This window comes from Micromonospora sp. NPDC002717, assembly GCF_040295705.1.
Taxonomy (GTDB): domain Bacteria; phylum Actinomycetota; class Actinomycetes; order Mycobacteriales; family Micromonosporaceae; genus Micromonospora.
On the sequence record NZ_JBEOVW010000012.1, the window covers coordinates 186,744 to 205,683 of the forward strand.

An 18,940-nucleotide genomic window follows, 5' to 3' on the forward strand; every position below is an offset into this window, starting at 1 on the left:
GCCGGTTCACCTCCGGGTCGCATCGAGCGGGACCCCCGTGGGTCCGTCGGCGGGCAGCAGCCCGGCCGGCAGCAGCCCGCGCAGGCCGGGGGTGAGGTCGGCCGGCCGGGCGACCCGGGCCCGGGCCAGCTCGCGGACGTCGGCGAGGAGTTCCACCAGGGTTTCGGGGTCGAGTGGCCGCGACAGGTCCGGCGGCACGGCGAGCAGGATCGCCTGCGGCGCCCGGGCGGCCGGGGCGTCGAAGCCGAAGGTCGCCGCCGTGGCCTGCGTCGCCTCCGGGACCACCTCGGTGAACCGGTCGAGCACGGCCACCGCGACCGGCGCCCCCGGCGGCGTGGCGGTGAGGTCCAGCGTCGGGTCGGCGTACGCGACGACCAGCCGTCGCCCGTCGGGGCCGCCGCTCTGCCACGGGTCGCCGGGCTTGTTGCTCCAGCCGGTCAGGGCCGGCCCGGCGGCGGCGGGCGTGCCGTCGGCGAGCTGGTGCGCCTCCAGCCTGGCCAGCGGCTCCCGGACGGCGGCGACCACCGGCAACCAGTCCGCGTCGAGCGTCCCGTCGCCGGTCATCGCGGGCAGCGCCGAGCGGGGCAGCCGGGCGGTCACCGCGAGCTGGCCGGTCGGGCTGACCAGCGCGGCGAGCTGCCCGACCAGGTCGTCGCGCGTCAGCTCCGCCGCCGGGGAGGCTGACCCCGGGCCGGTCGGCGCGGTGTCGGCGGCGGCGTCGAGCCGCGCGTCGAGCAGCTCCCGCACCCGGACGGCCTGCGCCACCAGCCGCCGCTGCGCGGCCTCCGCGCCCGACGCCGCCTCCGTCGGCGCCGGGTCGGGGGCGAGGCCCCAGGCGCGGGCGGCGGTGACCAGGCGGGTCAGCACCGCCGGGTCGGCGCCGCCGATGCCCCCGTCGCCCGTGGTCAGCGCCAGCTCGGTGGCGAGCCGGGCGGCCAGGGCCGCCGCCGTGTCCCGGACCCGGGCGTAGCGGGCCAGCATGTCGGCGTGCGCGGCGGCGGGCGGGTCGGCGGGGTCCGCCCGCTCGGCCGTCGCGTCCGGGTCGGCCGGGTGGCGCCCGATCAGGGCGACCAGCCGCGCCGCGGCCTCGTAGCGGGCGACGCCGTCGCCGCCGGTCAGCGTGGCCGTCGCCGGCTCCGCGCCGAGCGCGGCGGCACCGGCGGCGACGGCGAGGCGCTCCAGGTCGGTACGCGCCAGGGCCAGCGCGTCCGCCGGTCCGAGCCCCAACCCGTCGAGGGTGACGGTGGCGACGAGCCCACCGGCGGCGACCTCGAACGTCCAGTCGGGGCCGACCTGGGTGGCCAGGAACGCGGCGGTCGCCGGGTCGGCCAGGGCCGCCGGGGCGAGGGTGGCCCGGTCGGTCGGGTCGGCCGGCAGTGCCGCGTCGGCGACGTGCGGAAGGACGACGACCACGCCGGTGCCCACCGCCCGCCCCTCCCGGGGGGTGCGCAGCAGCCCCAGCCGCGGCGGGCGGGTCAACCCGGCGGCGGCGTCGAGCGCCGCCCCGGCCACCTCGGCCCGGCCCTCGGTGACGTGGTGCACGGCCTCGGCGACCAGCAGGTCCCCGTAGGCGTCCATGGCGACGCGCAGCCGGTCCAGGTCGGCCAGGCGGGCCGGGTCCAACCCGAGGTCGCCCGGCGGGGCGGCCAGCACGGCCAGCCCGTCGCAGACCCGCCGCCCGGCGTGCTCGGTGCGGACGGGGAAGTCCCGGCGCAGCCGCTCCACGTCGGCCGGCGTGCCCACCACCCGCTCCACCTCGCGGCCGAGCGCCTCGGCCAGGTGCGCGCCGACCCGGACGTGTTCGGCGATCCGGTCGGCGTCGCGGACCGACCGGGACGTGAGGTCCAGGTCCCAGCGGGGCGACGGGTCGCTGACCGCCCTGTCCCTCAGCACCGTGGCGGCGAGACCCTGCCCGGCCGACGGCGCGTGGATCAGACCGGCGGCCGTGGGCCCCGGGGCGCCCGGCCGGGGCCGGTCCACCCAGCCGTACGCCCCGAGCCGGGGCTTGGCCGCCTGCTGTTCCACCAGGTCGTGCAGCCGCCGGGTGGGCGGCCCCAGCAACCACGGGTCGACCCGGTACGCGGCGGTGTCCACGGTGGCGCGCAGCAGCCGTTCCAACCGGGGCGGCTCGATCTCGCCGAGTGCGAGCAGCCCGTCGACCACCCGCTCGTAGGCGCGGGCCTGCGGGGTGGGCCCGTGCAGCGCGGCGACGGGGGTGTTGGCGATCCAGCCCTGGAGCCGGCCGGCGGTGGCGGCGTCCCGGGCCACCGGCTCCGGGCCGGGCGGGGCCTCGCCGGCCAGCGCCCGCCCCACGTCGCCGATCGCCACCTGCAACGACCGGACGGCGAGCCGCAGCAGCAGGCTGTCCAGCGGGTACTCCCTGAGCAGCTCCTTCTCCAGGATCGCGCGGTTCGCGTACGCCCACGGCTGCTCCTCCGCGACCTCCACCAGCCGCTTCAGCACGTCGGCGACGCCGGTACCGGCGGGCAGGCCGTCCGGCGTCACGAGCGGGACCTCCAGCCGGCGGGGCGCGCCCGTGGCCCCGTAGCGGCGCTGCGGCGCCAGGCCCAGCCGCTCGGCGTCGGGATGCCGGCGCCGCCAGGCGGTGTCCAGGTCGGACCAGGACGCACCGTAGCCGAGCAGGAGCAGCACCAGCCACCACAGCTCCAGCGGCCAGGCCCTGCGGTGCCGGAACAGCGGCGAGGTCGGCACCTGACCGATCAGGTCGAGCAGTTCCTCGGTGGACGCCCCGACCACTGTGCCCCGCTGCTCGGCGGCGGCGGCGTACTCGGCGCGCAGGTGGGACAGCGGCTCGACCAGGCCCGCCTCGACCGGCGGGTCCTTCGGCTCGGGCACCCACCGGCGCAGCACCGTGGCCGGCAGCAGCCCGTAGGGCTGGGGGCCGACGCGCAGCGTCGGGAACGGCCCCTCGGGCAGCAACGCGCCGGGCGCCCACTCGGCGGCGGCGCCGGTCGGCAGCGCCCACACGTCCGCCCCGGCGAAACCCCACAGCGCCGGCCAGAGCCCGGCCACCGCCGCGCCCGCCCAGCGCCGGTGCGGCTCCGACGTGCCGGGCAGGGCGCCGAGCAGCCCCGGGTCGCCGGTGAGCGTGGCGGAGACCAGCCGGTCGGTGTCGGTGGGCGCACCGGTGAGCACCCCCCACCAGGCCGCCGCGTCCCCGGTGACGGGCGCGGCGGGCGCCCCGTCCACCGTGTTCGTCGCCGAGCCGGGGGCCAGCAGGGACAGCCGTCCCTCGTCGCGGTGGCTGCCGAACAGCGCGCCCGGGTCGCCGTCGCCGAGACCGGTGACGTAGAGCGCGTCGATGTCGGACGGGTCGCCGTCCAGCGGCACCTTCCCGGCCAGGCCCGCCTCGACGGCCTCGTCCCAGTTCTCCCACCACCGCCGCTCCGCCGGTGCGTCCGGGTCGGGGAAGTCGACCGCGAGCCGGCCCCGGTCGACGGTGAGGGTCAACACCTGCGCCGGCGGGCCGCCGCCGCGGGCCAGCCACACGTGCAGCGTGTCCGGGAACTCCTCGATCCGGGGGAAGGCGGGCTCGGTGCGCAGTTCGCCCGCGCCGACCGGCCGCAGCGCGGTGGTGCCGTCGGGGGCGGTGACGGCCAGCGTCCGGACCAGCCAGACCGCCCGTGCCCCGCCGACGTGGACGGTCAGCTCGCGCCAGGCCACCTCGCCGCCCCCGGCGTCGAGATAACGCCGCACCGCGTCGACCTCGCCCGGCGACACCCGCGGGTCGTGCCGGGCGAACCAGGGCTCGTCCGGCACCACCAGCAGGCGCAGCAGGCCGGGGGAGAACCGGGTCTCGATCCGCACCGGCAGCAGCACGCCGACGACTGGTTCCGCCATCACGGTCCTTCCGGGTCGAGGTGGTCGCCGCGGATGAGCACGCGCACCGGGCGGGCGAAGCTGGTCCGCGCCCAGGTCTCCGGCACCGGGGAGGTCGAGGCGTCGTTGGCGAAGCGGTAGCCGGCCGGGGGTTCCTCGAAGACCAGCCAGTGCCGCAGCACGTCCGCCGGGTCGAACCCCTGGAAGCCGAAGAAGGTCACGTCGGTGCCGATCCGCCCCTGGAAGCTGGGCAGCACCCGGACCGCCCCGGCCGGCGGGTCCTGCCCGAAGTCGACCGTGCCGGAGTGCTCGGCGGTGACCAGGTAGACCACGGTGGCCGGATAGCGGAGGAACAGCCGCCCCTTGATCACCACGACCAGGTCCCGGCCCGAGGCGCCGGCCGGGCGGTGCGCCGGGGTGCCCGGGCCGCTGTCGTCCGGCCAGTTCCCGATGCCGGTGATGTCGTCGACGCGGGCGCCGGTGCCGGTGTCGGCCCGGCTCCAGAACACCCGCAGCGGGGTGCAGCCGGTCGCCACCGGGATGTTGCGCCACCGCAGCTCGCCGAGGAGCTGGGTGTTCAGCCCGGTCAGCAGGGCGTCGACGAAGCGGGGGTTGGTCTCCACGGCGATCACCGAGTTCTCCGGCAGCGCGCCCACCCCGGGCAGCAGCCACTCGTCGAAGGCGTCGCGCAGGTCGGCCCAGACCGGTCGGTCCAGCCCGACGCAGACCTCCGGCGGGGCGAGCGGCTGTGCCGGGTCCAGACCGTCGATGGTGGACAGCACCCGTACCCGGGCGGCGGCGCCGGGGCCGGTCGGGTCGAACGCGGCGGCCACCCCGGCGGCCAGCGCGTCCAGGTCGACCGGGCGGCACGGCGGCTCCACCGGCTCCGGCTCGGCCAGCCCGTCCAGCAGCGCCGGCAGGTCGTCCTCGCCGGCCGGCTTCGGCCAGCGTTCCAGCAGCTCCTGCAGGGCGGCGGCGAGCCGCTCCAGCTCCCGCTCGGCGCGGTCGTCGACGGTCGCGGCGGCGGCCAGCAGGGCGAGGGCCTCGGCCCACGGCGCCGGTGACCCGGCGTGCGCCGCCCGGGCGAGCCGCTCCGCCACCGCGTGCGCCAGGTCGCGCAGCTTCGGGTGGGCGGCCTCGGCCAACTCCTTCGCCCGCCCGGCGGCGGCGTGCAGGTCCACCTCCCCGGTCTCCGCCGCCCGACGTCGACGTTCCTCCAGGTCGTCGAGGTCGATGCCGAGGTCCTCCAGCGGGAGTCCGTCGGCGCTCGGGCGCGGCGGGCGGGGGCACCGGTTGGCGGCCTTGAGCACCTCGCCCGCCGGCACCGCGCCGGCGGCGGTCAGCGCGGTGCGCGCCGGCCCGGCGCGCAGGATCCGCCGGGCCGCACCGGAGAACAGCCCCGCCGGCAGCGGCCGGTCCGCGGCGGTGGCGAGCGCGGCCACCGTCCCGTCCGGGGTGACCACGCGGCCCAGCGCCGGCCCGAGCAGCCAGAGCCGCTCGTACGCGTCGGCGGGCGTCCGCCGCCGCCACAGCCCGCCCGCGGCGTGCAGGCCGAGCACCAGGTCCCGGATCCGCTGTCGTGCCTCGGCGAGCGCGCCCTGGTGGGCGCGGGCCTCGGCGGCCAGTTCCTCCTGGAGGCGGATGCCCAGCTCCAACCCGAGCCCGGCCACCCCCCGGTCCCGGGGGTCGGTGTTCAGGCTGCCGCCCCAGGTGGTCTCCTCCGGGGCGCCGGCCCGCCACGCCTCGCCGTAGCGGGGCAGCCCGACGATCGGCCGGCCCCGGTCGTCCCGCGCCGGGGTGCGCAGCGCGTCCAGGTCGTCGTGGACCTCGCCGGGCAGCGCCGCGTCGGTGCCGCCGAGCGGGGCGAGCGCGCCGCGTACCGCCAGGTCGCCGGCGGTGGGCACCCGAGGGTAGTCCAGCGGCGCCCGGCCGGTCTCCGGCTCGGCGGCGCCGGGGCGCAGCGCGGCGGCCAGGTCCTCGAAGCTCCCCGCCGGGGTGGCGGTGCGGAACCGCCAGGTGTCGTAGCAGGGCACGGTGGCCGGGCCGGTGCCCGTCCACCGCGGCTGCCCCGCCGGGTCGTACGCCGGCACCAGCGCCGCGACGTAGTCGGTGCCCGGGGCGAGGGACCGCCCGGAGAGCAGCCGGGCGATCCGCCTCCCGGCGCTGTCCACCTGCAGGTGCGCCCACCGGTACGCCGTCGCGCCGGTGCCCAGCGGGTGCAGCGCCTGCACGGCCGGGCTGAGCGTCACCTGGTCCCCGGCGAGGGTCAGCTCGTCGCCGTCCAGCCCGACGACCAGCACCAGCCAGGGGTGCTGCGCGCCGGTGCCGGCGGCCGGGCGGGGCGCCGGGGTGTACCGCCACGGCAGGGTCGCGTCGGCGAACTCCACGTGCGGGCAGCGGTCCGACTCGTGGTCGACGGCGCCGGGCGTCGGGTAGCGGCGGGTTATCGCCCCGGGGGCGAGGCGGACCACGTCGGCCGGGCCGGCGAGCAGGAACCGTACCGTGCCGGTGGCGGCCGTGGTGGTCGCGCCGGCGGCGTCGGTGCCGGTGAGGGTGACGGCCGTCTCGACCCGGGGCCGCCCGTCCTGCACGCCGGTGGCCAGCGCGGCGATCCGCTCCCGCGACCATCCGTGGAAGGTGAGCTGTTCGTCGGCCATCCTCGCCGCCCCTCTAGAAGCTCATCGCCGGCACGGGGTCGGTCGCCGCGACGGCGGCCCCGACGCCGCCCACGGTGGCCAGCTGGTGCGCCTGCGCCTGGGACAGCCCGGCGGTCACCGCGCCCCCGGCGCCGTGCACGGCCCAGGTCTCGTCCCGCACGCCCACCGCCGGGGTGACCGGGTCGCGTTCGGGCCGTCCGGTGCGGCCGGCCGCCGCGGCGAGCAGCCACCGGGGCAGCGCGGTGGCGGTGACCAGCACCGGCGGCGCGGGCAGCCGGATCTGCTTGACGGTGACGGTGAGCAGCGTGGACGGTCCGGCGTCGACGCCCTCGCCGCCCAGGCGGACGCCGGCGGTGAGCCGTTCGAAGGCGCGCCGGTTCAGCGCGTCGGCGTCGGTGAGGTCGGCGAAGCCACCCGGCGCGAACCAGTCGACCTCGGTGCCGGTGACCTGCGGGCCGGTGGCGGTGACCGTCTCCGGCCGGGTCAGCGGCGCGCCCTCGAAGCGTTGCAGCAGCAGGTCCAGCGGGGCGCGTTCCTGGGTCCAGACGGCCTGGCCCAGCGGCGAGACCACGGGCAGCGCGGCGGTGCGGGCCGGCTCGACGACCACGGCGGCATCGGTCGCGCCGGTGCTGCGCAGATTGGCCGGGTCGGCGAGTTCCCCGGCGAGCTCGGCCACGGCCGAGGCGACCGGCGTGACGGCCGGCGGCGTGGACGAGCCGAGGGTGATGGTCTCCTCGAAGGTGATCTCGAAGAACAGGATCTCCAGGGTGACCCTGCCGTGGAAGACCACCGGGCCGGGGCCGGAGATGCTGCCCGTGAGGTCCAACCCGGCCAGGGTGCGGCTGCGCCAGCGCACCCGCACCGAGGCGTGGATGGCGAACTCGAAGTGGAACGGCTGGAACCGGATCAGCGCGTCGAAGCCGAGGAAACCCCGGATGTTGAACGGCCCCAGGTTGACGACGACCTCGACGGCCGCGCCGAACTGCAGCGTGTTCGTGGTGACCGCGAAGTAGCCCTCGAAGCGGAAGTAGAGCAGGTCGTCGGGCTCGCCGCGGGTCATGGCGATCCGGGTCAGGCTGGCGGGGAAGACCAGGGGTGCCGGGTTGTACGCCGGGTGGAAGCCGCCGACGGTCAGCACCACGTACGGCTCGGCGCCGTAGCTGAGCCGGAACGCCGCGCCGCCGGTCAGTTCGAGGATCTCCAGCAGGTGGCTGTCGATCAGGACCGCGTCGAAGGCGACCAGTTGCTGCGCGAAGTCGACCACGCCCAGGATGTCCAGCCGGATCTGCAGGTAGGGCCGGCCGCCGGACGGGTTCTCGATCCCCGCGCGCGCCGAGCCGAGGATCACGATCTTGCGCGGGCCGGGCAGCTCGATGAACACGCCGATGTCGAAGCGGACCAGCTCCGCCCAGGACAGTTGCAGCGTCGGCCCGACCACGATCACGCCGGGCGTGGGCGGGAAGACCGCGGCCAGGTCGGCCAGGAGCACCGGGGCGTTGCGGACCGGGTCCTCCGGGGCCAGGATCCGCCCGACGGTGCCGGAGGCCATCCGGGCACGCAACGCGTCCACGTCGGTCTGCCGGTTCAGCGCGAGCAGCCCGCCGACGGAGGAGAGTGCGAAGCCGAAGCCGAGCTGGATCGGCGGGAAGCTGGCCCGCAGCAGGATCAGCAGCGCGTAGCCGGGCGCGCCGCCGGGCAGCCGGGTGTCGAGCAGGCCGACCGCCTCCACCCCGACCACGCCGAGCTTGAGCGCGAGGACGCCCGAGTAGCGGCCGGCCGGCTCGTCGAAGCCGATGAAGCCGCCGCCGGTGACCGGCCCGGCGTCCACGACCATGCCGAGCCCGGTGGGCGGCAGGAAGCGGAAGGTCAGGTCGACCGGGCCGAGGTTGCCGTCGCGGACGGCCAGGTCGGCGCCGACGCCGATGCCGGCCACGCTCGCCGCGAACGGCCCGAGGTCGATGCCGCCGGTGAGGCGGACCTCCAGGGTGATGCCGGCCGCGCCGGGGCGCAGGGCCAGGTCGAGCCGGTCCAGGCGCAGCGGGCCCAGGCGCACCGCCAGGGGTACGGCGAGCACCAGGCCGGCGCCGCCGCGCAGGGTCAGCCCGTCCACCGGGTCCCAGTGCAGCCCGAGGTCGAAGTCGACCTCCAGGGTGGCCGGCAGCACGCTGGACAGGAAGCCGTCGGCGCCGCCGAAGGCGATCACCAGACGGCCCGCGGCGACCTCGGCGTCGACGATCAGCCGGGCGCTCACCCCGCCCCCGTCGGCGGCGAACGCGGCGCCGACGGCGGCCCGGACGGCGGTGGCCGTGAGCCGGGTGCCGTCGGCCTCGCCGAATAGCACCATCGGCCCAGGACCGGCGGGCAGCCGCTCCACCGACACGGTCAGCTCCCCGGCGACCCCGGGAGCGGGGGCCTGCGGGCGCAGCGTGGCGGGCGGTTCGACGCGCAGGGCGGCGCCGAGGTCGAGGCTGCCCTGGCCACGCAGGCGTACCGCCCAGGCGTCGCCGATCGGCAGGGGGATGTCCAGCCCGCCGAAGTCGAACACGTCGAGGGTCAGCTCCAGCGGGGTGGGCGTGCCCGGGGGCAGCCCGTCCACGGCGTGCAGCCGGAACAGGAACGCGGCCAGCTCGGGCCGGCCGCCGGGCCCGGCGAGCACCACCGCCGGCACGCCGACGGCGGTCAGCCAGTCGCGCAGCCGGGCGAGCAGCAGCGCGGCGTCCAGGGTGGGCTCGCCCCAGCCGTACACCTGGCGCAGCGCGGCGGCCGGGTCGTCGAGCAGCACCCCGAGGCGGTCCAGCCGGAGCCCGCGCCGCAGGTAGGCGGGCCGGTCCCCGTCGGCGGGCACGGCGACGTTGTCGACCAGCCCGAACAGGGCGAGGGCGCGGCCGAGCGCCGGCCGACGGTCCAACAGGTAGCTGGCGGCGGTCCAGTCGACCAGGCGTCGCGGCAGGTCGGCGAGGATCGCGGCCAACGGCGCGCTGACCGCACCGCCCCCGGCGTACGCGGACTGCACCGCGCCGGCCAGGGCCCGGACGGCGTCGACGGCGTCGACGATCAGCGGCAGCAGGTCGCCCAGGGCGGCGGCGACCGCGGCGCTGTCGTCGTCGGCGATCGCGTCGACCAGCGCGGTGACCGCCGGCGGGAGGGCGGCCAGGGCGGTGCCGGCGGTGCCGGCGGCGGCGACCACCCCGGGCGCGCCCGCGACCGGGCCGGGCAGCGGCAGGCCCAGCTCGGCGAAGAGGTCGACCAGTTGCCCGGCGGCCAGCCGCTCGGTGACCGGGTCGAGCAGCCGGGCCAGTTCGACGGCGAGCTGCTCGGCGGTCCCGGCCATCAGCGCCCACCCCCCGGCCCGGTGCCGCCGCGCCGCCCGCCCGGCGGCCCGCCTACGGACGTGCTCCGCCCCGGCGGTGCGCCGTCTACGGACGTGGTCCGCCCCGGCGGTGGGCTACCGGCGGATGCGGTCCGGCGCGGGATCGGCGCCCGCTCCGGCCCGAGGAGCAGGCGCAGGGCGGCGACGAGCGGTCGGATCAGCCCGACCCGCACGGCCGTGCGCGCCCGGCGGTGCCGCCGCAGCAGCCGGGCCACGGCCGGGCTGAAGCTGTAGTAGACCCGGTCCAGCGCGTCGGCGGCCCGCGCGCCGCGCGGCGTGGCCCGCAGCCGCTCGTCGCGCAGGTGCCGCAGATAGCGCACGTCCGGATGATCGGGGCGGCCCAGCGTGGCCGTGGCGATCAGGCAGGGTCCGCCGCCGCCCCCGCCCCCGCCGGCGGCGGGCAGCGGGGCTGAGGCGGCCACCTTGAGCAGTGCCGTCACCGCCGCGTGGATCTCCCGGTTGATCTTGCGGAAGTGGCCGGGCGGATCGGCGTAGTTGCAGTGGAAGCCCTGCTCCTCGGCGTGCCCCGCCTCGAGACAGTAGGCGAAGATCGGCTGCCGGTTCGGCAGCGCGAACTGTCGGCTGCACGCGTAGTCGTCGCTGCACCCGGAGTTCGGCCCGCCGCCGACCGGAAGATAGAGGAACGCGCTCTGCCCGACCGTGTACTCGGAGTGGGCACGCTGGGTCGTGGAGGCGGGCGCGGCGGGATCGACCCCGGCCGAGCGGAGGATCCCGTCGTGCATCGCCGTGGCGATCATCCGCGCCCGCGAGCGGATCCGGTGCGGCGGGTCGTCGGGGAGGTATTCCTTGTAGTCGGTCCGGCCCGCTGGCAGCGCCGGATCCCCGGCGATCAGCCCGTCCCGGGTCCCGGCGAAGGCGGGCGCCCGCCAGTGCATCGCCGGGTCGTCGCCGTCCTCCTCGAGCCCCCAGGAGTAGAGGATGTTGCGGCCGAACATGTGCACGTCCGCGTAGTAGTGGATCGGCAGGGTGTCCAGCAGGGACTCCAGGTGGCGGGTCTCCACCTCGGAATGCGCCGACGGGCCGCGGTAGGTGTCGTCGGCCGGCGACGTGGAGGCCGGGTCGGAACCGTACCGGGCGCGGTAGAGCGCCACGTCGTAGTAGTCCTCGAAACGCCAGATGATGTCGAAGTTGCGGTTCAGGTCGACGCCGATCTCACCGCCCGCCTGCGGGCTGCGGTTCTTGCGCCAGCCCGGCTCGCTGAGGTGGGTCAGGTCGTGCTCCCGCCCGTCGGGGTTGAGCAGCGGCAGGATGTAGAGGTCGAGCTTCGTGACGATGTCGTTGACGTCGGCCGCCGGGATCCGCCAGGCGCGGTAGCGGACCGGGGCGCCGACCAGCGGGGTGACGGTCATCGCCGGAAAGACGACGTCGGTGCCCGACGTGTACGACACCAGCAGGTTGCGGGCGAGGGTGACCAGCGCGTCGGGCGGCGCCCACTCGCGGGCGTGCACCCCGCCGACGACCAGCGCCGCCGGCCGGTTCGGGCCGCTGCCGTTGGCGATCCTGACGTAGCTGTGCGTCCGGCCGCCGGCCGTCTCCGTCGGGAAGACCGTCCGGGTGCACAGCGCGGGGAAGCTCGCGGCGAGGTCGGCGAGGGCGTCCTCGATCTCCTGCGCCCGCAGCGGCGCGGTGATGTCCGGATACGGCGGGGGCACCTCAGCGCTCCCCGGTGCTCTCCGGCGGGGCCGACGCCTCCGGTGGTGGGGCGAGGTGCTGCGCGACCTCGGCATGGAAGGCGTCGAACTGGCCGGACGACATCATCACCCGCACCTGGGCGCCGCGCGCCTCCAACTCGGGGATCAGCTCCTCCGGCGCGTACGCCGAGATGCGGTAGCGGTCCGCGCCCAGTGACGCGGCGCTCGGGTCGATCAGGTCGAGCCCGGCCATGCCGCGCAGCCCGCGCAGCACCTCGGCCGTGCCCTCGATCTGGATGAGCCCCACGATCGCCTCCCGGGCCTGCTGACGCGGCGGTCGAAGCCGTCCCCTGCCCACTCAACGACTCCACCGACCGGCAGGCAATACGCCGAGTGGTCGAAGGATCGCCGCAGGGTGTCGGATTGCCGTCGCGGCGGGGCCTGTCGGGCTCCTCGCCGCGCCGTTGTCGGGCCGCCGGACGCGGTCGGAAGGTCAGGAGGGCGACGACGACACCTCGGGAACGGGGCGCGGGGCGTAGAGGGCGGCGAGGTCGGCGGCGGTGGCGGCGAGCCGCTCGCGCAGCGCGGCCGGGGCCAGCACCTCGACCTCCGCGCCGAGCCGCAGCAGGTCGCCGTGCGCGTGGGTGAGCGACTCGATCGGGATGACGGCCGTCACCCAGCCGGCCTCGTCGGGTGGCCCGGCGGTGGCGTCGACGGCCGCCACCACCAGCTCGCTGGCGATCTCCCGGAGCCGCTCCCGGCCCCGTGCGGAGAGCCGGACCGTGGCGTCGTCGCGGTGCAGGTGGGCCCGGAACCGCACCACGTGCGCCCGCCACCAGGCGGGCAGGTCGAACCCGGCCGGCCGGGCGAACCCCTCGTCCAGGGTGGTCAGCGACACGACCTGGTTGACGCGGTAGGTGGCCGGCTCGTCCCGGCCGCGTCGGGCGGCGACCGCGTACCACCGGCCGCCCTTGAGGACCAGCCCGTAGGGCTCCAGCACCCGGTCGACCTCCCCGGCCCAGCTCCGATAGCGCACCGCGATCCGCCGCTGCCGCCAGACCGCCTCGGCCACCTCCGGCAGGTGCGGCGAGGCGTCGCCGTCGGCGTACCAGTTGGGGGTGTCCAGGTGGAACCGTTCCTGGATCCGCGCGGCCCGGTCAGCCAGCTCGGGCGGGAGCGCGGCGTGCAGCTTGAGCTGGAGCGCGGCCACCGCCGCCCCGTAACCCAGCTCCGCGGCGGGCCCGGGCAGGCCGGCGAGGAAGAGTCGCTCCGCCTCCTGCGCGGTCAGCCCGGTCAGCCGCGTACGCCAGCCCTCGACGAGCTGGTAGCCGCCGGCGTGCCCCGCCTCGCCGTAGAGCGGGATGCCAGCCGCGTGCAGCGACTCGACGTCCCGGTAGACGGTGCGGGTGGACACCTCCAGCCGCTCGGCGAGCTGCGCCGCGGTCATCCGCCCGTGGGCCTGGAGCAGCATCATCAGGGAGAGGAGTCGACTGGCCCGCACTCCGCTGACACTAGCTGTCAGTGAAGTGTCCGTACCGTCCCGGCATGGCATTTCGCGACAAGGAACTGCGGGCGCCGGGACCTCTCACGGTCGCCGGCCGTCAACTCAAGCGCTACCACGTCGACCAGCCGGAGCGGCGGATCGAGCCGGAGGTGGAACGGGCCGCGTACGCGGTGCTGCCCCGCCTGCTGCCGGCCCGCGACGGCGACGACACCCCGTCGGCGGGCTGGGTGGTGCTGCACCGGGGCGCCGACACGGGGGCGTACCTGCTGGCGTACAGCTGGGTCTGGGACAACGTGGTCGAGGTGCGCATCGCGGCGGCCGGCCAGCCCGCCCTGAACTGCCCGGACGACGACCCCACCCGCTTCGTCGACCTGGACCGCCCGTGGGCGGGCTGCGTCTGGGAGCTGGGCGTGCTGGAACACGAGCGGGCCGCCTGGGCCCGGCACGTGCTGGCGCCGGAGCGCCCGGACCTCGCCGGCTGGCTCGCCGACACCCGCGCCGAGGGGCCGGTGGGCCGCTGATGGGCGACTTCGACTTCTTCGTCGGCACGTGGGACGTGGCCAACCGGCGCCTGCGCGAGCGGCACGTCGGCAGCGACGACTGGGACGAGTTTCCCGGCGTCTCCGTGGCCCGCGGCTTCTTCGGCGGCGCCGGCAGCTTCGACGAGATCACCTTTCCCACCCGGGGCTTCTCCGGCGCCACCGTGCGGCTCCTCGACCCGGCGGCCGGCACCTGGTCGATCTACTGGATGAACAGCCGGCGCGGGGTGCTGGAGCTGCCGCCGGTGGTGGGCCGGTTCACCGACGGCGTCGGCACGTTCCTCGGCGACGACGTCGACGAGGGCCGGCCGATCCGGTGCCGGTTCGTCTGGTCGGGCGTCACCGCGACCTCCTGCCGCTGGGAGCAGGCGTTCTCCATCGACGGCGGGCGCACCTGGGAGACCAACTGGACGATGGACTTCACCCGGAGGCCGGGCGGCTGACCGGGCCCGGCGGGCTCAACCGGCGGCGACGCCGAGCCGGTGGGGCATGTCCCAGCCCTCGGCGAGCCGGGACGGGTGCACGTTGTGCCCGCCGCCGAAGAACTCGCAGAACTTCATGATCAGCGGGTCCCAGCGCAGCGGGTCCACGTGGCTCGTCCCGGGGATGACCAGTTCCTCCTCGACGTACGCGCGCAGCACCTCGACCTGGAAGGCGGTGGCCCGCACGTCGGCTCCGGCGAAGGGGTGAGCCGCGATCACCCGGCACTCCAGCTGGACCGGGCACTCCGCGACCCGGGGTGCCCGGACCAGCTCCGAGGGTTGCGCGGTCAGCCCGGCCAGGGCGAACTTGTCCGGCTCGTACCGGTAGCCCTGGCGCAGCTTGTACGCCGGCACGTCCGGCCGGCCCGTGGTGAGCGCGATCCGGTCGACCGCGTCGACCATCGCCGAGGACGGCAGGTTGAGCACGCACTCGCGTTCGCGCAGCAGGTTGGCGGTGGTCCGGCCGCTGTCGCCGAGCCCGAGCATGGCCTGCTGCCCCAGCCACCACGCCGACGACATCGGCGCGAGATTCGCCGTGCCGTCCGGGTTGCGCGAGCTGACCAGGACCACCGGAGTTCCGAAGTAGAGCACCTTCAGGCCGGGAACCATGTGCACACGTCCACCTTTCGTCGAGGGCGTGACGGGCGCCGCGCCTCCCGCCCCGACTCTGCACGTTCCCGGCCGGCCGTTGCTGGCGGCGATCGGACGTCGCATTCGACCACCTCAGGAACGCCGCCCGGCGGGGTCAGGCCGGCGGGGGAGCGGTGCTGCGGTAGATCGCGGCCAGCCAGACGTCGAGCAGCACGTCGACCACGTCCCGCTCGGCCACCGCCGGCCCGTCGCCGGCGAACGTGGCGTACCAGACGCGCTCGTTCATCGAGTTGAGCGCGATGGCCAGGTCGCGGGCCGGCACGCCGTCGGGGGCCGCGCCGCGGCGGCGCTCGGCCTCGATCGCGGTCTCGATCGCCTGCACCCAGCGTTCCAGCACGCTCGCCCACAGCCGCCGCACCTCGGCGTTGGTGCCGCGCACCTGGGCGCAGGCCAGCACCACCGCCCGGTGGGCGCCGAACGTCTCGTGGAACCGGTCGATCAGCTCCCGCCAGCGCGCCCGCGGATCCTCGGCCAGCCGCTCCAGCACGTCACCGGCTGCGGCGTCGGCCTCCTCGGTGACCCGGTCCAGCAGCGTCAGCAGCACCGCGTCCTTCGAGGGGAAGTAGAAGTAGAAGGTGGGCCGGGAAATGCCCGCGCCCCGCGCCAGGTCGTCGACGGAGACGTCGGCGACGGCCCGCTGCCGCAGCAGCCGCTCGGCGGTGGCCAGGATGGCCGACTCGCGTTCGTCCCCCGCCGACCGCGCCCCGCGGCGTCCGCGCGCGATGGCGTTCCCGGCGGCCGTACGGGCGGGCGTCATGGCCGACGACTCTACACCGGATCGACACCGTGTCGACGGGACTCGACAGGGTGTTGACTGGCGTCGGCGGCCGTGTCTAGTGTCCGGTGTCACATCCGCGGACGGGGGAGGCGAGACGGCCATCGACCACGTCGACGTGCTCATCGTCGGTGCCGGCCTGTCCGGCGTCGGCGCCGCCTGCCACCTGCGCCGCCACTGTCCGGAGAAGACGTACGCGGTGCTGGAGGCCCGCGACGCGATCGGCGGCACCTGGGACCTGTTCCGCTACCCCGGCGTCCGCTCCGACTCCGACATGTTCACCCTCGGCTACTCGTTCCGGCCGTGGACGGACCCGAAGGCCATCGCCGACGGCGACACCATCCGCGACTACGTCCGCCGGACCGCCCAGGAGTACGGCGTCACCGACCACATCCGCTTCCGGCACCGCGTCGTGCGCGCCGAGTGGGACAGCGGGCGGGCCCGCTGGACGGTGCACGCCCACCGCGACGACACCGCCGAGACGGTCGAGTTGACCTGCTCGTTCCTGTTCACCTGCTCGGGCTACTACCGCTACGACGCCGGCTACGCCCCGCAGTTCCCCGGCACGGAGCGGTACGCGGGGCGGATCGTGCACCCGCAGCACTGGCCCGAGGACCTCGACCACGCCGGCAAGCGGGTGGTGGTGATCGGCAGCGGCGCCACGGCGGTGACCCTGGTGCCCGCGATGGCCGAGCGCGCCGCCCACGTGACCATGCTCCAACGCTCACCCACGTACGTCATGGCGCTGCCCTCGCGCGACGTCGTCGCCGACGCGCTGCGGCGCTGGCTGCCGGCGAAGGCCGCGTATCCGGTGGTGCGCTGGAAGAACGTCCTGCTCGCCACCGCCAACTTCCAGCTCAGCCGGCGCGCCCCCGCCCTGGTGAGGAAGCTGCTGCTGCGCGCCGCCCGGGGCCGGCTGCCGGCCGGCTACGACGTCGACCGGCACTTCTCGCCCCGCTACGACCCCTGGGACCAGCGGCTGTGCGTGGTGCCCGACGGCGACCTGTTCACCGCGGTGAGCAGGGGCCGGGCGTCGGTGGTCACCGACACCGTCGACACCTTCACCGAGCGGGGCGTCCGGCTCTCCTCCGGCGCGGAGTTGGCGGCCGACGTCGTGGTCACCGCAACCGGGCTCAACCTGCTCGCCCTCGGCGGCATGACCCTGGCCGTGGACGGCGCCGAGGTCGACGTTGCCGGCACCGTCGCCTACAAGGGCATGATGCTCTCCGGGGTGCCGAACTTCGCGATGACCATCGGCTACACCAACGCCTCGTGGACGCTCAAGGCCGACCTGGTGGCCACCTACGTCTGCCGGCTGCTGCGGCACCTGGACCGCACCGGCCAGCAGGTCGTCACCCCGCTGCCGCCCCCCGGCGGCGAGTTGCGGCCCATAATCGACCTGACGGCCGGGTACGTGCTGCGCAGTGTCGACGCCCTGCCGAAGCAGGGCGACCGGGCGCCGTGGCGGCTGTACCAGAACTACCCCCGGGACGTGCTGCTGATGCGGCACGGCCGACTCACCGACTCCGGCGTGCGGTTTGCCCCCGCCGGCACACCGGAAAGGAGGACCGTCCGTGCGTAGGTTCGTCTTCACGGGCGGCACGGCAGTCGTCACGGGCGCCGCCAGCGGGATCGGCGAGGCCCTCGCCCACGGGCTGGCCCGCCGGGGCAGCCACCTGGTGCTGCTCGACCGCGACGCCGGGCGGCTCGACGCCGTGGTCGCGGCCGTCCGCGCCGCGCACCCCGACCGGCAGGTCACCACCTACCTGGTCGACCTGGCGGACGCCGCCGCGACGGCGCGGGTGGCCGAGGAGGTCCGGCAGCGGCATCCGGCGGTCCGGCTGCTGGTCAACAACGCCGGGGTGGCGCTGGGCGGCCGGTTCGACCAGGTGACCCTCGACGAGTTCAGCTGGGTCGTCGACGTCAACTTCCGGGCCGTGGTGCAGCTGACCCACGCCCTGCTGTCCACGCTGCGGGCGGAGCCCGGCGCGCACCTGGTCAACGTCTCCAGCATCTTCGGGGTCATCGCCCCGGCCGGGCAGGCCGCCTACTCGGCCAGCAAGTTCGCCGTCCGCGGCTTCACCGAGGCGCTGCGCCACGAGCTGGCCGACGACGGGATCGGGGTGACCTCCGTGCACCCGGGCGGCATCCGCACCCGGATCGCGCAGAATGCCCGGGTGGGCAGCGGCGTCTCCGTCGAGGAGTTCGAGACGGGCCGCCGGCAGTTCGAGCGGCTGCTCACCATCGATCCCGCCAAGGCCGCCGAGGTGATCCTGCGCGGGGTGGAACGCCGCCGGGGCCGGGTGCTGATCGGCTGGTCGGCGAAGCTGCCCGACCTGCTGGCCCGGGTGGCGCCGGCGTCGTACCACCGGGTCCTGGCGTTCGGCCTCGACCGGGTGGCGGGCGGTCCCGCACGCCGCGCCACGGCCACGCCGTCCGTCCCGGCGCAACGGCGATCCGAGGCGGCCCCCGTGGCCGACCCGGCCGGGGAGCCGGCGTGACCGCCCCGGTCGCGCGCCGGCCCCGGCACGTCACCGTCGACGGCCGGCGGGTGTGCCACCGCGTCGACGGCGACGGGCCCCCGGTGGTGCTGCTGCACGGCATCGGCCGCACCCTGCGCGACTTCACCGAGCTGCACGAGCTGCTCGCCGACCGGTTCCGGGTGCACAGCGTCGACCTGCCCGGCTACGGTGGCTCGCTGCCGATGGTCCAGCCCTGCACCCTGCCGGCGCTCGCCGGCTTCGTCGGCCGCTACCTCGACGCCGTCGGCGTCGACGGGCCCGCGCACGTGGTCGGCAACTCCCTCGGCGGTGCGATCGCCATGCGCCTCGCGGCGTCCGAGCCGGCCAGGGTGGCCAGCCTGACGCTGGTCAACAGCGCCGGCTTCGGCCGGGAGGTGACCATCGCGCTGCGCCTGCTCGCGTTGCGCCCGCTGGGCCGGCTGCTGCTGCGGCCCAGCCGGTGGGCCGCCCGCCGCGCCGAGCTGTCCCTGTTCCACGACCCGGCCTTCGCCACCGCCGAACGCGTCGCGTACGCCCTGGAGGTCGCCCGCCTGCCGTACGCGGCCCGGGTGATGCTGGAGACCGCCCACCACCTCGGCACGTTCCGGGGCGTGAGCGCGCAGTGGCGGGAGGAGCTGCTGTCGGAGGTGGAGCGGCTGGACATCCCCACCTTCGTCGTCTGGGGCGACCGGGACCTGATCCTTCCGGCGTCGCACCTCGACGCCGCCCGGGCACGGCTGCCCAGAGCCCGCACCCACCTGTTCCGGAACTGCGGGCACATGCCGCAGATCGAGTGCGCCGAGGAGTTCCACCGCCTGCTCGTCGACTTCTGGTCCACGGCGGGAACGGACGCCGCCGCTGCGTCCGGCGACCACGCCCCGCCCGTGGGCGCGGTCCCGCCCGCCGGAGACCGGCCGGCGGTCGCGGAGGCGGGCTGACGGCCCGGCCCGGGGCGGACAGGCCCGCCCG

13 protein-coding genes are annotated in these 18,940 nt (G+C 76.5%); 5 read left to right on the forward strand and 8 right to left on the reverse strand.

Annotation, left to right across the window (positions count from 1 at the left end; genetic code table 11):
* Nucleotides 1–6: 6 nt before the first annotated feature.
* The 6 genes from ABT006_RS19845 to ABT006_RS19870 form a co-directional block, all read right to left on the reverse strand.
* Nucleotides 7–3,861: a hypothetical protein gene (locus tag ABT006_RS19845; RefSeq protein WP_350708307.1), complete on the reverse strand. Its 3,855-nt coding sequence runs from the start codon at nucleotides 3,859–3,861 to the stop codon at nucleotides 7–9.
* Entirely contained in the window at nucleotides 3,861–6,497 is a 2,637-nt protein-coding gene (locus ABT006_RS19850) for a hypothetical protein (protein WP_350708309.1), read from the reverse strand. Before ABT006_RS19850 ends, ABT006_RS19845 begins: the two co-directional genes overlap by 1 nt.
* A gap of 13 nt (nucleotides 6,498–6,510) precedes the next feature.
* Nucleotides 6,511–9,828 (reverse strand): DUF6603 domain-containing protein, encoded by a 3,318-nt coding sequence (locus ABT006_RS19855; RefSeq protein WP_350708310.1) that lies wholly within the window; start codon nucleotides 9,826–9,828, stop codon nucleotides 6,511–6,513.
* Nucleotides 9,828–11,540 (reverse strand): M14 family zinc carboxypeptidase, encoded by a 1,713-nt coding sequence (locus tag ABT006_RS19860; RefSeq protein ID WP_350708312.1) that lies wholly within the window; start codon nucleotides 11,538–11,540, stop codon nucleotides 9,828–9,830. The genes ABT006_RS19855 and ABT006_RS19860 overlap by 1 nt, the downstream gene beginning before the upstream one ends.
* 1 nt (nucleotide 11,541) lies before the next feature.
* Nucleotides 11,542–11,826, reverse strand: coding sequence for a hypothetical protein (locus ABT006_RS19865; RefSeq protein ID WP_350708314.1), 285 nt, complete (start codon nucleotides 11,824–11,826; stop codon nucleotides 11,542–11,544).
* A 186-nt stretch (nucleotides 11,827–12,012) separates the two neighbouring features.
* The gene (locus tag ABT006_RS19870) at nucleotides 12,013–13,020 is read right to left on the reverse strand and encodes a helix-turn-helix transcriptional regulator (RefSeq protein ID WP_350708316.1); all 1,008 of its coding nucleotides are present in this window, start codon (nucleotides 13,018–13,020) and stop codon (nucleotides 12,013–12,015) included.
* Between the two features lie 44 nt (nucleotides 13,021–13,064).
* Here ABT006_RS19870 and ABT006_RS19875 point away from each other — a divergent pair, with 44 nt between their 5' ends.
* Nucleotides 13,065–13,544 (forward strand): hypothetical protein, encoded by a 480-nt coding sequence (locus ABT006_RS19875; RefSeq protein WP_350708318.1) that lies wholly within the window; start codon nucleotides 13,065–13,067, stop codon nucleotides 13,542–13,544.
* A complete protein-coding gene (locus ABT006_RS19880) occupies nucleotides 13,544–14,005 on the forward strand; it encodes a hypothetical protein (protein ID WP_350708320.1) in 462 nt (153 codons plus the stop codon). The genes ABT006_RS19875 and ABT006_RS19880 overlap by 1 nt, the downstream gene beginning before the upstream one ends.
* A gap of 15 nt (nucleotides 14,006–14,020) precedes the next feature.
* Here the strand turns inward: ABT006_RS19880 and ABT006_RS19885 are convergent, their stop codons facing one another.
* Together ABT006_RS19885 and ABT006_RS19890 are read right to left on the reverse strand one after the other, a co-directional pair.
* The gene (locus ABT006_RS19885) at nucleotides 14,021–14,653 is read right to left on the reverse strand and encodes a flavin reductase family protein (RefSeq protein WP_350708370.1); all 633 of its coding nucleotides are present in this window, start codon (nucleotides 14,651–14,653) and stop codon (nucleotides 14,021–14,023) included.
* Between the two features lie 136 nt (nucleotides 14,654–14,789).
* Nucleotides 14,790–15,452 carry a TetR/AcrR family transcriptional regulator gene (locus ABT006_RS19890; RefSeq protein ID WP_350708322.1) on the reverse strand — a complete coding sequence of 221 codons (663 nt, stop codon included), beginning with the start codon at nucleotides 15,450–15,452 and terminating at the stop codon, nucleotides 14,790–14,792.
* Nucleotides 15,453–15,573: 121 nt separating this feature from the next.
* Between ABT006_RS19890 and ABT006_RS19895 the strand changes: the two genes are divergently transcribed.
* From ABT006_RS19895 to ABT006_RS19905, 3 genes are read left to right on the forward strand one after another with little or no spacing between them, the layout of a single operon-like run.
* Entirely contained in the window at nucleotides 15,574–17,052 is a 1,479-nt protein-coding gene (locus tag ABT006_RS19895; protein WP_350708372.1) for a flavin-containing monooxygenase, read from the forward strand.
* On the forward strand, nucleotides 17,045–17,971 hold the full coding sequence (locus tag ABT006_RS19900; protein ID WP_350708324.1) for an SDR family NAD(P)-dependent oxidoreductase: 927 nt from the start codon (nucleotides 17,045–17,047) through the stop codon (nucleotides 17,969–17,971). Before ABT006_RS19895 ends, ABT006_RS19900 begins: the two co-directional genes overlap by 8 nt.
* Complete coding sequence (locus tag ABT006_RS19905) at nucleotides 17,968–18,909, forward strand: alpha/beta fold hydrolase (protein WP_350708326.1); 942 nt, start codon at nucleotides 17,968–17,970, stop codon at nucleotides 18,907–18,909. The genes ABT006_RS19900 and ABT006_RS19905 overlap by 4 nt, the downstream gene beginning before the upstream one ends.
* The last annotated feature ends 31 nt before the right edge of the window (nucleotides 18,910–18,940 follow it).